The 16,657-nt window shown below is 65.5% G+C and carries 4 protein-coding genes; all 4 read left to right on the plus strand.

What is annotated here, in order from left to right; translation table 11 throughout:
- Positions 1–28 precede the first annotated feature (28 nt).
- From QQL87_RS07800 to QQL87_RS07815, 4 genes are read left to right on the plus strand one after another with little or no spacing between them, the layout of a single operon-like run.
- Positions 29–6,547, plus strand: coding sequence for a non-ribosomal peptide synthetase (locus tag QQL87_RS07800; protein WP_284417806.1), 6,519 nt, complete (start codon positions 29–31; stop codon positions 6,545–6,547).
- Entirely contained in the window at positions 6,544–13,956 is a 7,413-nt protein-coding gene (locus QQL87_RS07805; protein ID WP_284417807.1) for a non-ribosomal peptide synthetase, read from the plus strand. Before QQL87_RS07800 ends, QQL87_RS07805 begins: the two co-directional genes overlap by 4 nt.
- A gap of 9 nt (positions 13,957–13,965) precedes the next feature.
- Entirely contained in the window at positions 13,966–15,621 is a 1,656-nt protein-coding gene (locus QQL87_RS07810; RefSeq protein ID WP_284417808.1) for a cyclic peptide export ABC transporter, read from the plus strand.
- Positions 15,590–16,357: a thioesterase II family protein gene (locus QQL87_RS07815; RefSeq protein ID WP_284417885.1), complete on the plus strand. Its 768-nt coding sequence runs from the start codon at positions 15,590–15,592 to the stop codon at positions 16,355–16,357. Before QQL87_RS07810 ends, QQL87_RS07815 begins: the two co-directional genes overlap by 32 nt.
- The last annotated feature ends 300 nt before the right edge of the window (positions 16,358–16,657 follow it).

Raw genomic sequence — 16,657 nt, forward strand, 5'->3', positions numbered from 1 at the left:
GACGAGCTGTTGCTCTTGGAGAGTGGTCATGGAGACGATGGATCCCGCGACGCGCCGCAAGCGGTTGTCGGCGCGCCAGCAGATGATTCTCGAAGAGCGCATCAAGGGAGCGCGAGGCGCGGCTGCGCCGATCCCGGTCAGGCGTGAAGCTGCGGGATCTCCCGTGTCCTACGCCCAGGAGTCCCTCTGGTTCCTGGACCAGCTCGGATTTGCCGGCGCCGCCTACAATCTGCCGTTCGAGGTTCGGCTGGAAGGGGCGCTGGATACGGCGGTGCTCGAGCGGAGCCTGCTGGAGATCGTGCGGCGTCACGAGGTCCTGCGGAGCCGGCTGGACGTGGAGGACGATCGGCCGGTTCTGGTGGTTGATCCCCCCGGCGGTTTCCGGCTCGAACGCGTCGATATCTCCGCCCTCGCGCCGGAGCTCAGGGAGGCGGAGATCATACGCCTTGCCGACGAGGAGATGGCGCGACCGTTCGATCTGCGGCGCGGACCGCTGTTTCGGGCGAAATTGGTTCGTGTCGGCGATGCCGACCACGTTGTGCTCGTGACCATGCACCATGTCGTCTGCGATGGCTGGTCGATCGCGCTTCTCATCGATGAGGTCAGCGCGCTGTACGAGGCCTATAGCCAGGGCCGCGCCTCGCCGCTGGCAGAGCTGCCGGTCCAGTACGGTGACTACGCGATCTGGCAACGTGACGCGGCGCAGGAGCGCGTCCTGGACAAGCAGGTCGGCTATTGGAAGGAAAGGCTCGCAGGCGCACCGGCCGCACTGGATCTGCCGATCGACCGTGTTCGGCCCAAGACGGCGAGCTTCAACGCCGGCACGATCAACGTCGCGTTGTCGGCGGACCTGTCGCGTCAGCTGTTCGAGCTCGCGCGGCGCGAAGGGGCGACGCTGTACATGCTGCTTCTCGCCGCCTATCAGATCCTGCTGCAGCGCTATAGCGGGCAGGACGATATCGTCGTGGGATCGCCAACGGCCGGGCGATCCCGCGCTGAATTCCAGGGGATGATCGGTCTGTTCGTCAATACGATCGTATTGAGGACGGATTTGTCGGGTGATCCGCCGTTTCTGGAGCTGCTGAAGCGCGTCAAACAAGTGGCGATCGGTGCCTATGCTCATCAGGATGTGCCGTTCGAGCGGCTGGTGAAGGAGCTGAACCCCGTCCGCGATCTCAACCGGTCCGCGATCTTTCAGACGGTGTTCTCGCTGGAGAACCTGCCGCAGCGGCTGCTGACATTCGCCGGCATCAGGGCGCGGTGGATTCGCAGCAACATGCCGAGAGCCAAGCACGAGCTCGCGGTCTATTTCTACGAGCGCGGCGACCGGCTCGAGGGCCATGTCGAATATGCCAAGGACCTGTTCGAAGCGGCGACCATCGAGCGGCTCGTCGAGCATTTCCAGGTCCTGCTCGAAGCCGTGGTGGCCCGCCCCGACGCGCGTCTGTCGGATTTACCCCTGCTTGGCGAGGCCGAGCGCCATCGCCTGATCGTGGAGTGGAATGCGACGACGTCAGCCTATCCGGCTGACAAGTGCCTGCATGAGTTGTTCCAGATCCAGGCGAGACGGACGCCGGAGGCGGTCGCGGTCGTGTGCGGCGATGCGTCGCTGAGCTATCGCGAGCTGGACCATCGTTCGAACCAGCTTGCGCACCATCTGCGCCGCCTCGGAGTCGGCCCCGAAATGGTTGTTGGGCTCGGCCTCGAGCGCTGCCTCGAGATGATTGTCGCGCTGCTCGGGATTCTCAAGGCGGGCGGGGCCTACCTGCCGCTCGATCTCAGCTATCCGGATGACCGGCTGGACGTCATGCTGGACGATGCAGCCGCCACAGTCGTGGTGACACGGTCGGCATTCGCGGCGCGGTTCGCGAGAGCAGGCCGTCGCGTGGTTGCTGTCGACATCGACCTTGCGGTCGCCGACGATTGGCTCGATCGCGTCCCGTGCAGCGGTGTGCAGCCGGGCAACATGGCCTATCTGCTCTATACTTCTGGATCGACCGGTCGACCTAAGGGAGTCGTCCTCGAGCATCGACATGTGACGAACTACGTCTCGGCGGTCGTGGAGGCCGCGGGGCTGGCAGAGACATCCAGCTACATGATGTTGCAGCCATTGACCGTCGATTCATCGGTGACGGTGCTGTACCCATCCGTGCTGAGCGGCGGAACGCTGCATCTCGTCGGCTATGAAGAGAGCCTGGACGCGCAATATCTGTCGAATTACGTCAGGAAGAGCCCGGTCGATTGCCTCAAAATCGCGCCCCCGCATCTGCATTCGCTGCTGGACGCCGCAGGCGGAAGCGAGTTGCTGCCGCGGAAGGTTCTGATCGTCGGCGGTGACGTCAGTCGGTGGGAATGGGTCGACAGACTCAAAGCCGCTGCGCCCGGCTGCCGGATCTTCAATCACTACGGGCCGACGGAGACGACAGTCGGGGTTACCGTCCAGAGTGTCGATCGCTGCATCCAGCGCGGCACCACCGAATGCGTTCCGATCGGGCGGCCGCTCGCCAACTCCCAGACCTTCATTTTGGACGGGAATCTCGATCCGGTGCCGATCGGAGTGGTTGGCGACCTGTATATCGGTGGCGCGCAGGTGGCGCGCGGCTATCTCGGTCGCGCGGACCTCACGGCCAGCAGCTTCATTCCAGATCCGTTTTCCGATGCCGGGCAAAGGCTGTATCGCACCGGCGATCGGGCCCGTTTCCTCTTGGACGGAAGCATCGAATTCCTGGGACGGGGTGACGATCAGGTCAAGATTCGAGGTCACCGCATCGAGCCCGAGGAGATCACCGCGGCGCTGCTGACGCATCCCGCGGTTCGGCAAACGGTCACCGTGGCGCGCGCCATCGGCCATGAGAAGACGCTGCTCGGCTATGTGGTGCTGCATGACGGAGGCCGCGCGGATAGCGCCGAGCTTCGCCGTCATCTCTCCGTCCGGCTGCCTCCGCACATGGTGCCCTCGGCCATTGTGCAGCTCGAAGAATTGCCGCGAACGGCGCATGGCAAGCTCGACCGCCGCGCCCTGCCGGTGCCGGACCTGCAACGCCTCACCGAAGCCTACGCGGCGCCGCGCAACCCGGCCGAGGACATGCTGGCGGCGATGTGGTGCGAGGTCTTGAGACGCGATCGGATCGGGATCGACGAGAACTTCTTCGAGCTCGGCGGCCATTCGCTGCTGGCGACGCGCGTGATGGCCCGGCTACGCGATGCGCTGCAAGTCGAATTGCCGCTGCGTGCCCTGTTCGAAGCGCCGACGATCAGGGATCTGGCAGCACGGATCGAAGCGGAACAGCCCGGCGGAGCGGGAGCCGTGCTGCCGCCGTTGCTCCGGCTGCCGGACCGCCCGGACCGGCCGGCGATGTCCTATGCGCAGGAGCGGCTGTGGTTCCTGGACCAGCTTGGTCTGGTCGGAGCAGCCTACAACATGCCGTTCGCCCTCAGACTCGAGGGCGAGCTCGATGTGGTCGCGCTGGAGCGGAGCCTGTCGGAGCTCGTGCGTCGGCACGAGGCGTTGCGGACGCATTTCGAGACGCTGGACGGGCAGGGCGTGCAGGTCATCGATGCTGCGGGCTCGTTCAGTCTTGCCAAGCGGGACGTGTCGGAGCTTCGCGCCGACGCCCAGCAGGCTGAGGTTCGCCGCCTGGTGCAAGACGAAGTCTCGCATCGCTTCGCGCTGACGCGAGGGCCGTTGTTCCGGGCGACGCTGATCCGTCTCGGAGCCAGCGATCACGTGCTGCTGACGACGATGCATCACATCGTGTCGGATGGTTGGTCGATCGGCATTCTGACGCGCGAGGTGGCCGCGCTGTATCAGGCGTTCAGCCTCGGCGATCCATCGCCGCTGGCGCAGCTTCCGGTCCAATATGCCGACTATGCGTTGTGGCAGCGGAGCTGGCTTCAGGGAGAGGTGTTGCAGCAGCAGATCGGCTACTGGAGACGACAGCTGCAGGGAGCGCCGCCCGCCTTGGACCTGCCGGCCGACCGGCCCCGGGCAGCGGTCGCCAGCTTCGCCGGAGGTGCGGTTGACTTCGCGCTCCCAGGCGAGCTGTCGGGGAAACTCGCGGCGCTCGCGCGTCGCGAAGGCGTGACGCTGTATATGCTCTTGCTGGCGGCGTATCAGCTGCTGCTGAGCCGCTACAGCGGTCAGGATGACATCGTGGTCGGCGCGCCGATCGCCGGTCGCCGGCGTCCCGAGCTGGAAGGCTTGATCGGATTCTTCGTCAATACTCTGGCGATGCGGACGGACCTGTCGGGGAATCCGACCTTCGTGCAGCTGTTGAAGCGCGTGAGGGATGTGGCGCTCGGCGCCTATGCGCATCAGGACCTGCCATTTGAGAAGCTCGTCGAGGAGCTGCAGCCGGCGCGGGACCTGAGCCGTCAACCAGTGTTCCAGGTCTGCTTCAGCCTGCAGAACACGCCGCGTGAAGCCGTCGAGCTGCCTGCATTGACGCTTCGAATGCTCAGCGGCGAGCACCGGACCTCATTGTTCGACCTGACGCTGTTCGTGCGCGAGACCGACGCGGGGCTGATCGGGACGTTCGAATATGCATCGGATCTGTTCGACCGCACCACGATCGAGCGGCTGGCGGACCACTTCGCGCGGCTGCTGGAAGGCATCGTCGCGACGCCCGACGCGCGTCTGTCGGAACTGCCGTTGCTGAGCGACGCACATCGTCACCGGCTCATCGTGGAGTGGAATGCGACCGCGGCGAACGGTCCTTCGGACAAGTGCCTGCATCAGCTGTTCGAAGCGCAGGCGGGACGAACACCCGATGCGATTGCCCTCGTCGACGACGATCGGCAGCTGAGCTATGCGGAGCTGAACGCGCGCGCGAACCGTCTGGCGCACCATCTGCGTCATCTGGGGAGCGGACCGGAGGTGGTTGTCGGGCTGTGCATCGAGCGCAGCCTCGAGATGATGATCGCGCTGCTTGGCATCCTCAAGGCGGGCGGCGCCTATCTTCCCCTGGATCCGTCCTATCCGGCCGATCGCTTGGCCTACATGCTGAGCGATGCGAAAGCGCCGCTCGTGGTCACCATGGCGCATCTGGTGCCGCGCTTACCCGCTCATCCCGGCTCCATGTTGCGGATCGATGCGGACTGGGAGGATATCGCGCGTCAGCCCGCGACCGCGCCGGAGAACATCTCCGTTCCTGCCAACCTCGCCTACATCATCTACACCTCGGGCTCCACGGGGCGGCCGAAGGGGGTGTGCGGACTGCACGAAGGCATGGTGAACCGGATCGTCGCGCAGGACGGCATCGCAGCGTTTGAGGACGACGACGTCTGCTGCCAGAAGACCTCGATCGGCTTTGTCGACTCGATCTTCGAAAGTCTCGGACCGCTCTGTCGCGGACTTCGCCTGGTCATTGCGCGCGACGCTGTGGGCCGGCAGCCAACGGAGCTCGTCGCGATGATGGCCGAGCGCGGAGTGACGCGTGTCGTTATCGTTCCGTCCCTGGCGTTCGCGCTTGCGTCCGATGCGGCGACGAGAGCGCATCTGTCGGGATTGCGAAGCTGTACGTTGAGCGGCGAGGCCCTGAGCAGGGACCTGATGGTCCGTCTGACGGAGGCGTTGCCGGATTGCCGTTTCGTCAATATCTACGGCTCGTCCGAAGTCTCGGCCGATGCGTCCTCCTATGTCGTCGGAGCGCCGATCCCTGCGGCCATTCCCATCGGCCGGCCGATCGCGAACATGAAGCTCTTTGTCCTCGACCCGGATCTTCGCCCGGTCCCCATCGGGATCGCTGGGGAGTTATATGTCGGCGGCGTCGGTCTTGCGCGGGGCTATCTCGGCCGCCCCGACCTCACGGCGGAGCGGTTCGTGCCGAATCCGTTCGGCGACGGCGAGCGATTGTACCAGACCGGCGATCGCGTGCGGTGGTGCGCCGATGGCAATCTGGAATTCCTGGGCCGGTCGGACCATCAGGTCAAGATCCGCGGCTTCCGGATTGAGCTCGGCGAGGTTGAGGCGGCGCTGCTTGCCGACGAATCGGTTGCGCTGGCTGCGGTGGTCGCGCGCGAGGAGGATGGCGACAAGCGCCTCGTCGCCTATGTGGTCGGAGCGGAGAATGGCGGACAACTCGACGCCGACAAGCTTCGAAATCACCTGAAGCGGAGCCTGCCCGATTACATGGTGCCGTCCTCCTTCGTGGCGATGGAGACCTTCCCGTTGACGCCGACCGGCAAGCTCGACCGCCGTGCCTTGCCGGCCCCGGGACCGCGAGCCTCGTCACGCCCCTATGTTGCGCCCCGTACGCCGGTTGAGCAAACGCTCGCGGCGATCTGGTGCGACGTCCTGAAGCTGGATCGGATCGGGATCGAGGACAATTTCTTCGAGCTTGGTGGGCATTCGCTGCTGGCGATGCGGATGATGGCGCGGCTGCGCGACGCGCTCGCGATCGAGGTGCCGCTCCGCGCGCTGTTCGAAGCGTCGACCTTGGCTCGGCTGGCCGACTGGATCGATACGGTCCGTTGGGCGGCCCAGCCGGGAGCAGCCGATATCGCAGACCGCTCGGAGGATCGTGACGAAGAGGTGGGGATCGTATGAGCACGGTCCAGGCTCTCCTGACGTCGCTGCGCAAGAACGGCGTGAGCATCTGGCTCGACAACGGTCAGCTCAAATACCGGGCGCCTGCCGGCGGTTTGTCGCAGGCCGAGCTGGCAGAGCTCCGCGCGAACAAGGAAGGCGTGATCAGCTTCCTGACCTGCGCGCATCGCGCTGCGGCCAGCCGGCCAAAGCTGGCGGCGAGAGAGCCATCGGATCGCGTGGCGATGTCGTATGCGCAGGAACGCTTGTGGTTCCTGGATCAGCTCGGGCTTGTGGGATCGGCCTACAACATGCCGTTCGCGCTCCGGCTGGACGGCGAGCTTGACGCTGCCGCGCTGGAGGAGAGCCTGGCGGAGGTTGTGCGACGGCACGAGGCGCTGCGGACGCATATCGCGTTGGTGGACGGCCAGGGCGTGCAGGTGATCGATGCGGCCGCCTCGTTCGGTCTTGCGCAGCTGGATCTGTCGCACCTTGCCGTCGATGCTCAAGAGGCTGAAATTCGGCGTCTGGCAAAGGAGGAGGCCTCGTACCGCTTCGAGCTGACACGCGGCCCCCTGTTCAGGGCAAGGCTGATCAGGCTCGGAGCCAGGGATCACGTGGTACTGGCGACGATGCATCACATCGTCTCGGATGGCTGGTCGCTCGGGGTCCTCACGCGCGAGGTGGCGGCACTTTACGAAGCGTTCAGCCAGGGCAGGTCATCGCCGCTGCCGGAGCTCGCGGTGCAGTATGCCGACTACGCGCTCTGGCAGCGGGCCTGGCTGCAGGGCGAGGCGCTGGAGCGTCAGCTTGCGTATTGGAAGGAACGGCTGAAGGGAGCGCCGGCCGCGCTCGAGCTGCCGACAGACCGTCCGCGTCCGTCGGTGGCGAGCTTTAAAGGCGGCATGGTGCCGTTCACGCTCTCTCGCGAGCTGTCGGACGGACTGACAGCGCTGTCGCGCCGTTCGGGCGCGACGCTCTACATGGTGCTGTTGGCCGCGTATCAGCTTCTGTTGTCGCGCTACACTGGCCAGATCGACATCGTCGTGGGCTCGCCGACCGCCGGACGCGTCGACCGCCAGCTGGAGGGGCTGATCGGGTTCTTCGTCAACACGCTCGCGATGCGCACGGACCTGTCGGGCGATCCGAGCTTCATGCAGCTGCTGGCGCGGGTGAAGGAGATGGCGCTCGGCGCCTTTGCCCATCAGGACCTCCCGTTCGAGAGACTGGTGGAGGAGCTGCAGCCGGTCCGCGACCTGAGCCGGCAGCCGGTGTTCCAGGCGAGCTTCAGCCTGCAGAACGTGCCGCAGGAAGCGATCGAGCTCTCGGCTCTGACGCTTCGTCCGCTTGCAGGCGAGCAACGGACGTCGGTGTTCGATCTGTCCTTGTTCGTCTGGGAGACCGACGGCTGCCTGCAGGGCCGTCTGGAATATGCGCTCGATCTGTTCGATCGTGGGACGATCGAGCGGTTTGCGCACCATCTCGAGGTGCTGCTGGAAGGAATCGTCGCGGCGCCGGAGCGCCGGCTGTCATCGTTGCCGGTGTTGAGCGCCGTGGATCGTCGCGTTCTGCTGGAGGATTGGGCGGGCCGGGCGACGGCCTATCCCGAGTCCTGTCTGCACGAGCTGATCGCGGCGCAGGTTGCGCGTACGCCGGATGCGGTCGCGCTGGTGTTCGAGGGCGAGCAGCTGAGCTACCGTGAGCTGGACGCACGCGCGAACCAGCTGGCGCATCATCTGCGCGGGCTCGGTGTGGGGCCCGAGGTCGTGGTGGGACTTTGCGTCGAGCGCAGCCTGGAGCTGGTGGTGGCGCTGCTCGGAATCCTGAAAGCCGGCGGGGCGTATCTGCCGCTCGACCCCGGCTATCCCGTGCAACGGCTGAGCTACATGCTGCACGATGCGGGCGCGCCGGTCATCGTGACCCAGCGGCACCTGGCCGGCGTGCTGCCTCATGCTGGGCGGGTGGTGGAGCTCGATACAGAAGCGGCTGACATTGCGGCGTGGCCGCAGCAGGCCCCGGTCCATATCAGCCGGCCGGCCAACCTGGCTTACGTCATCTACACCTCGGGCTCGACCGGACGCCCCAAGGGCGTGATGGTGGCGCATGCGGGGCTGATCAATTTCCTGACGGATATGGCCGTGCGTCCCGGCATCGACGCCTCGGACGTCGTGGCGGCGGTGACGCCGATCTCGTTCGACATCGCAGGATTGGAGATCTACCTGCCGCTGCTCGCTGGCGCCCGCGCGGTGGTGCTGCCCCGCGAGCTCAGCATCGACGGAGAACGCCTGCGCGAGCGGCTTACCGTGATCAATGCGACGATGCTGCAGGCGACGCCTGCGACGTGGCGCCTGTTGACGGACGCCGGCTGGCGGCCGTCCGCTTCGCTGAAGGTGCTTTGTGGCGGCGAGGCATTGCCGCCCGACCTGGTGTCGCGACTCGCGATCGGATCATCCGCGAGCTGGAATCTCTACGGTCCGACGGAGACCACGGTCTGGTCGAGCTTGAGCCGGATCGCGACCGAGCGGCCGATCGGTATTGGGCATGCGATCGCGAACACGCAGCTTCATGTGCTGGATGGTCATGGCGAGCTGGTGCCCGTCGGTGTCGCGGGCGAGCTGTATATCGGCGGTGCAGGACTGGCGCGCGGATATTTCGGACGTGCCGACCTGACGGCGGAGCGGTTCGTGCCGAGCCCGTTCGGCGATGGCGAGCGGCTTTACCGGACGGGAGATCTCGTGCGCCGGCGCGCGGATGGCGAGCTGGACTATCTCGGGCGGCTGGATCACCAGGTGAAGATCCGCGGCTTCAGGATCGAACTCGGCGAGATCGAAGCGGCGCTCCTTGCGCATGCCGGCGTGTCGCAGGCGGTGGTGACGGCCCAGGAGGACGGCAGCGGCGGCACGCGGCTCGTGGCCTATGTGGTGGGCGGCGCAGCGCTGCGCGCAGAAGATCTGCGGACGCAGCTGTCGCAGCGTCTTCCCGATTACATGGTCCCGTCGGCCTACGTGCAGCTGACCGCTCTGCCGCAGACGCCGAACGGCAAGTTGGATCGCAAGGCGCTGCCTGCGCCGGGATCCGCAGCGTTCGGGCATCGCGCCTTCACAGCGCCACTGGGTGAGGTCGAGGAACGGCTGGCGCAGATCTGGTGCGAGCTGCTGAAGCTGGACCGCATTGGCCGGCATGACGACTTCTTTGCATTGGGGGGCCACTCGTTGCTGGCGATGCGGGCGCTGTCCCGGCTGCGCGACGAGTTCGTGATCGATCTCCCGCTGCGGGCCATGTTCGATGCGCCGCGACTGAGCGACCTGGCGGGACGGGTCGAGAGCGCGTTGCGCAGTGGCGCCGGTGTGGCGCTGCCGCCGCTGCAGGTTCAGCCGCGCCCGGAGCGGCTGGTGCTGTCCTACGCGCAGGAGCGATTGTGGTTCCTGGATCAGCTCGGGCTGGTGGGAGCGGCCTACAATCTGCCGTTTGCCGTGCGGCTCGAAGGGGCGCTGGATCCCATCGCGCTGGAGCGGAGCTTTTCCGAAGTGGTCCGGCGCCACGAGGCATTGCGGACGCACTTCGAGACGGAGCAAGGACAGGCGGTGCAGATCATCGACGCAGCCTCGGTGTTCAGGCTCGGCCGAGACGATCTGTCGGAGCTCGGGGACGACGAAGCGCGCCGGCTCAGGATCGATCGGCTGCTGCGCGAGGCGGCCGTGCTGCCGTTCGATCTGTCGCGGGGACCGTTGTTCCGGGCACGGTTGATCCGGCTCGGGCCGCAGGACCATGTGGTGCTGGTGACGATGCATCACATCGTGTCGGACGGCTGGTCGATCGGCGTGCTGGTCCGGGAGCTCGCAGCGCTGTACGAGGCCTATCGCACCAACGCTGCGCCGCCGCTGGCTGATCCCCAGGTGCAATATGCTGATTATGCGCTGTGGCAGCGGGGCTGGTTGCAGGGCGAGGCGCTGGAGCGCCAGCTTGCCTATTGGAAGACGCGGCTGACGGGCGCGCCGGCAGCGCTGGAACTGCCGATCAACCGTGCGCGTCCCGCGGTCGCGAGCTTCGCCGGCGGAATGGTGCCGTTCACGCTGTCGCGCGCGCTGTCGGACGGGCTCAAGGCGCTGTCGCGCCGTTCGGGCGCGACGCTCTACATGGTGCTGCTGGCCGCGTATCAGGTTCTGTTGTCGCGCTATAGCGGCCAGACCGACATCGTCGTGGGCTCGCCGATCGCCGGGCGCGTCGACCGCCATTTGGAGGGACTGATCGGCTTCTTCGTCAACACGCTCGCGATGCGCACCGATCTGTCCGGCAATCCGAGCTTCATCGAGCTGCTCGGGCGGGTGAAGGAAGTGGCGCTCGGGGCCTATGCGCACCAGGATCTTCCGTTCGAGAGACTGGTAGAGGAACTGCAGCCGGTCCGCGACCTCAGTCGCCAGCCGGTGTTCCAGGTCAGCTTCAGCCTGCAAAATACGCCGCAGGATGCGATCGAGCTGCCGGCGCTGACGCTTCGGCTGCTGGGCAGCGAGCACCGTACGTCGCTGTTCGATCTGACGCTGTTCATGCGCGAGACCGCGGACGGCCTGGTCGGCACGTTTGAATATGCGTCGGATCTGTTCGACCGCGCGACCATCGAACGGCTGGCGGAACATTTCGAAATCCTGCTGGGTGGCATCGTGTCGGACCCGGAAGCCCGCTTGTCGGAGCTTCCGCTGCTGAGCGCGGCGGAGCGTCGTCAGCTGGCCGTCGACTGGAACGCGACGGAGGCCGACTATCCGGCGGACAAATGCCTGCACGAGCTGTTTGCCGAGCAGGCCGCACGAACCCCCGACGGTCTCGCCGTGGTGTTCGAGGGCGAGCAGCTGAGCTACCGGGAGCTGGACATCCGTTCCAACCAGCTAGCACACCATTTGCGCCGGCTGGGCGTAGGGCCTGAGATCGTGGTGGGGCTGTGCATCGAGCGCAGCCTGGAGATGGTGGTCGCCTTGCTCGGAATCCTGAAGGCGGGTGGGGCGTATCTGCCGCTCGACCCGGGATATCCGGCGGAACGGCTGAGCTACATGATGCAGAACGCCGGCGCGCCCGTCATCGTGACACAGCAGCGCCTTGCCGCGTTGCTTCCCGCGCACGCCGCCCGGGTGGTAGAGATCGACGCGGCGTGGGCTGCCATTGCGGCCGAACCGCAGCAGGCGCCTGTCAACGACAGCCGTCCTGCCAATCTTGCTTATGTCATCTACACCTCGGGATCCACGGGGCGGCCCAAGGGGGTCGCCAACACGCATGGCGGCATCGTCAACCGCCTGGTGTGGATGCAGGCGGCCTATCGGCTCGGTCCCGGCGACCGCGTTCTGCAGAAGACGCCGTTTTCGTTCGACGTGTCGGTGTGGGAATTCTTCTGGCCGCTGATCGAGGGCGTGCCGCTCGTTGTGGCCCGGCCCGAGGGTCATCAGGACCCCTCCTATCTCGCGGCCCTGATCCAGCGCGAGGCGGTGACGATCGCGCACTTCGTCCCGTCGATGCTGCAGGTGTTCCTGGAGACGGAGGATGTGTCCCGCTGCGCCAGCCTGCGTGCCGTGATGTGCAGCGGCGAGGCGCTCGGGGGAGAGCTGAAGACGCGGTTTCTGCGGAGTTCGCGCAGCGAGCTCCACAATCTTTACGGACCGACCGAAGCTGCGGTGGATGTGAGCGCGTTCGCGTGCCGCCTGGAGGCGGACGCGGTCAGCGTGCCGATCGGCCGTCCGATCTCGAACATGCAGCTCCATGTTCTGGATGATCACGGCGCGCTCGTGCCCGTCGGCGTCGCCGGCGAGCTGTATATCGGCGGCGTGGGACTTGCGCGCGGCTATTTCGGCCGTGCCGATCTGACGGCGGAGCGCTTCGTGCCGAGCCCGTTCGGAGACGGCGAGCGGTTGTACCGGACGGGCGATCTTGTCCGGTGGCGTGCCGATGGCGAGCTGGAATATCTCGGCCGCCTGGACCATCAGGTGAAGATCCGCGGCTTTCGGATCGAGCTCGGCGAGATCGAGGCGGCGCTCGCCGAGCATGCCGGCGTGTCGCAGGCGGTGGCGACGGCGCCGGCTGACGGCAGCGGCGACAGGCGGCTCGTGGCCTATGTCGTCGGGGACGAGAAGACCATCGATCCGGTGGCGCTGAGCGCGCATCTCAAGCGACGGCTTCCTGACTACATGGTGCCTGCAGCCTCGGCCTTCGTCGTTCTGGATCAGCTTCCTCTCTCGCCGAACGGGAAGCTCGACCGCAGCGCGCTGCCGCAACCGCAACGTCGACACGGCGCGGCTGAAGCTGCTCCACGCACGGCCGCCGAGGAAATTCTTGCGAAGCTGTGGTCGGACCTGCTCGGACTAAACGCCGTCGGCGTGCATGACGATTTCTTCGAGCTCGGCGGCCACTCGCTGCTGGCGATGCGCCTGATCGCGCAGGTCCGACATGCGCTCGGCGTCGATCTGCCGGTGCGCCTCCTGTTCGAGGAGAAGCCGACGATCGCGGTGATGGCCGCCCATATCGCCGTCGCCAGGGCGGCGAAACAAGGGTTCGAGATGCAGGGATCGGGCAGGCGCGACTACTCGTGCATCATCCCGATACATCTGAGCGAGCAGGGGACGCCGATCATCTGCGTTCATCCCATCGGAGGAGGCATCCTGTGCTATCGCGACCTCGCGAAGTCGCTCGGGCCCGGCTATTCCGTCTACGGCATCAAGGCGCTTGGTCTTCATGGCGAGCAGGATCCGCTGGTCTCGATCGATCAGATGGCAGATCACCATGTCGCCCGCATGCTCGAGATCCAGCAGACGGGACCGTTCAATCTCGTCGGCTGGTCCGCCGGCGGGCTGATCGCTTTCGCCATTGCCAAGAAGCTGAACGAGCTTGGGCATCAGGTCGGGGTGCTGGCGCTGATCGATACCGTTCCGCCGAGCTCCACCGGAGAGTGGCGGCACAACAGGCGCCAGGTCGAACGCACCGAGTGGCTCACATTCATGGGCGTGTTGGAAATTCCGCCACAGCGCGGGCTGACGTCGCGATGGCATTCGTTCTGGCGGCTCGCCGATGCTGCCAAGGCCGACTATGTGCTGCGTCTGGCCAAGCGGCACAAATCGCTGTCCAGCGGAATGACGGACGCAGAGTTCGCGCATGTGGTCTCCGTGTTCCAGGCCAACCTGCATGCTCTCCAGCAGCACGTGGTGTCGCCCTATGGCGGGAAGCTGTTGCTGTTCCAGCCGGACGGAGATCCGGTCAGGACGCCGGATCACTTCGCCAGGGCTGCGAAATTCTGGCAATCCAAGTCGCTGAACGGCTTTGACGTGCATTACGTCCCGGGCAATCACGGCTCGATGATCCAGTATCCGGCCTCGGACCACATCGCGGCTCGCTTGCGGGCCGAGCTCGAGGAGGCCCAGCCCGTCTCCGAGAGATTGGCCGCCGAGCCGGTCTAGGTCATCCTCATGCAGAACAAGCTCGTCTCTTTCCTGCTTCGCCTGGTGCCCGGGCCTATCGCTGTGGCCTCCGGGTGCAGCATCATCGCGGCGGCCACGACCGTCGCGCTGTTTGCCTACGTCTTTGCGCATGTTCGCCAGCAGACGCCGGCTGCTCTGCCCGAGGTCATCTCGTTTGCGGCCCTCGCATCGGCATCGATCGCGAGCCGTCTGGCTGCCGCGAGAGCTTCGGTCCGTGTTGGCAGCGCCGTCATTCTCCGGCTTCGAAATACCTTGATCTCGGCGATTCTGAATACGCGCTACCGCCAGCTCGAAATGATCGGAGCCGGAAGGCTGAAAGCTGTCGTCGCCGTCGACGTCCAGACGATTGCGACGGCGGCTCCGATCCTCGTCAACATGGTGACGAACCTCGCGATGGTCGCGAGCCTCCTGGTCTACATGTGCTGGCTCTCGCCGGCTGGAGCAGGCGTGATCGTCGGCGCGGCGATGTTCGGCGTGCCGCTGTACTGGGCCGTCGTCGGCCGGTCGACCAGGTTGAGCTATCAGGCCTGGATGGCGTGGGAGCGCCTCGACAAGGTGCTGGGTGGGCTGATCGCAGGTCTGAAACAGCTGAAATTGAGCGCGGTCCGAACGTCCCGTTATCTGTCCGAGGACATCGACGGGCGTCAGACCGAGTTTCTCCGTCTTCGCGAGCAGGCGACATGGGCCGGCGCCATCGCGATGAATGTCGGGCAGGCCGTGTTTCTGCTGGTGATCGGAATCCTCCTGTTTCAGCATTCTCCCGATGCCCGGCATGTCGAGTTCTTCTTTGCTGCGATCTATCTGATCGGTCCACTGGATGCCGCCATCGGGTCGTTCGCGTCGCTTGGGCACGTCAATGCGGTGTTTCGCAGGATTCAGGACCTCGGCGTGGTGCTTTCGTCGTCAGCGGCCGTGGACCCCGAAGGGGGAGAGGGCGGCGCGGGTGACGTCCGGTGGCGCCAGGTCAGCTTCGAGGGAGTCTGTTATTCCTACGGCGAGACCGGGCCCGCCGATGCCTTTGCATTCGGGCCGGTGGATCTCGAGCTGAAACGGGGCGAGATCGTCTTCATCAAGGGTGGAAACGGCAGCGGCAAGAGCACCTTTGCACGGCTGCTCGCCGGCCTGTACGAACCGTCGAGCGGCGCGATCCTCTTGGACGGTCGGCCGGTCGATGATCGGAGCCGCCAGCTTTATCGCCAGATCTTCAGCTGCCTGTTCGAGGATGCACATGCGTTCGAGCGCATTCCCGGAAACGAGACCTGCGAGGATCGGGCGCGCGGCCTGCTTGGGGAATGGTCGATCGGCCGCAAGGTCATGACGGAGCACGCAAGGTTCTTGAATACGCAGGATCTGTCGCGGGGGCAGAAGGGCCGATTGCTGCTCGTGTCTGCCCTGATGGAAGATCGTGACATCTACATCTTTGACGAATGGGCTGCCGATCAGGACGCGAGATCGCGGGAGCAGTTCTATCTGTCGCTGCTGCCAGCGTTGAAGCGCGACGGGAGGCTCGTTATCGTCCTGACGCATGACGAGTCATTCGATTCCGTCGCTGATCGCATCGTCAGGTTCCATGATGGAAGGGTTGCAGCCGATATGTCGGCCATGATTGGGCATGAAGGGGTGTCGCGTGCAGGCGTCGTCTAGTCGATCTCTGTTGCGCTATGCCGGCGCGCGACCCGGTTGCCCGAAATTGCTGTGCTTTCCCTACGCCGGCGGCGTGGCCGCGGGCTATCGCAATTGGGCCGTGGCGCTGTCGCCGCATGTCGATGTCGTGGCCGTCGAATATCCCGGCAGGGGATTTCGCCGGCGCGAGCAGCTCGCGCGCCGGATTGTCGATCTCGTCCAGGGGATCATGCCCGAGATCGCGGCGGAAATGACCGGGCCGGTCATCCTGTTCGGCCACAGCATGGGGGCTCTGGTTGCGTTCGAGGTGTTGCGCATCTTTTCCCCCAGGCAACCCGTGATCGCCGCCGTGATGTCCGGGTGTCGTCCGCCCGTTCTGCGGGGGTCCGAGCCCGAGATCCACGGTCTGCCCGACGAGGAGTTCATCGAGGAGCTGCGCAAGCTCGACGGTACGCCGGAGGAACTGCTCGCGGACCGGGACTTGATGGAGCTTGCGATGCCGGTGTTGCGCGCTGACTTCGAGGCGGTTGCGACCTATGCCCCGCCGAAGGCGTTCAAGCTGTCCTGCCCCGTGCTGGTCTATGGCGGTGAGAGCGACAACAGCGTCGGTCTCGAGGAGCTGGAAGGATGGCGGGAGCACGCCGCCATCTCCTGCGCTATCAGGGCGTTTCCTGGTAACCATTTTTTCGTCCGCTCTGCGGAGCAGGACGTGCTGAGCACGCTGCTGCGTGACATCCGTTCGCTCACCGCGGTGTGAGAGCGCTCGGAATAGAGTCGCGGCGCAGCTTGCGTCGCCGGCTCACTGTAATCCGTAGGATACGTCCCGCTCTCATTCGATAGTAGCCGGCACCAGTTCAGAAGTTGGGCATTGCCGTACAAGCGATAGCACCCGATAGTTGTCAAAAGGAGCTCGGCCTGATCGTGCAAAATATTCCTGTGGAATCAAGACGCAGAAAATTCGTCTGTGCCACCATGGGCATCCTGAAACGGCGCGGCGAGATAAGATATATCAATTGCTTAGTTGTGCGGTAAACCATCGAGTGGGAATGATTTTTGC

The sequence above is a fragment of the Bradyrhizobium sp. SSBR45G genome (genome assembly GCF_030159255.1).
Taxonomy (GTDB): Bacteria; Pseudomonadota; Alphaproteobacteria; order Rhizobiales; family Xanthobacteraceae; genus Bradyrhizobium.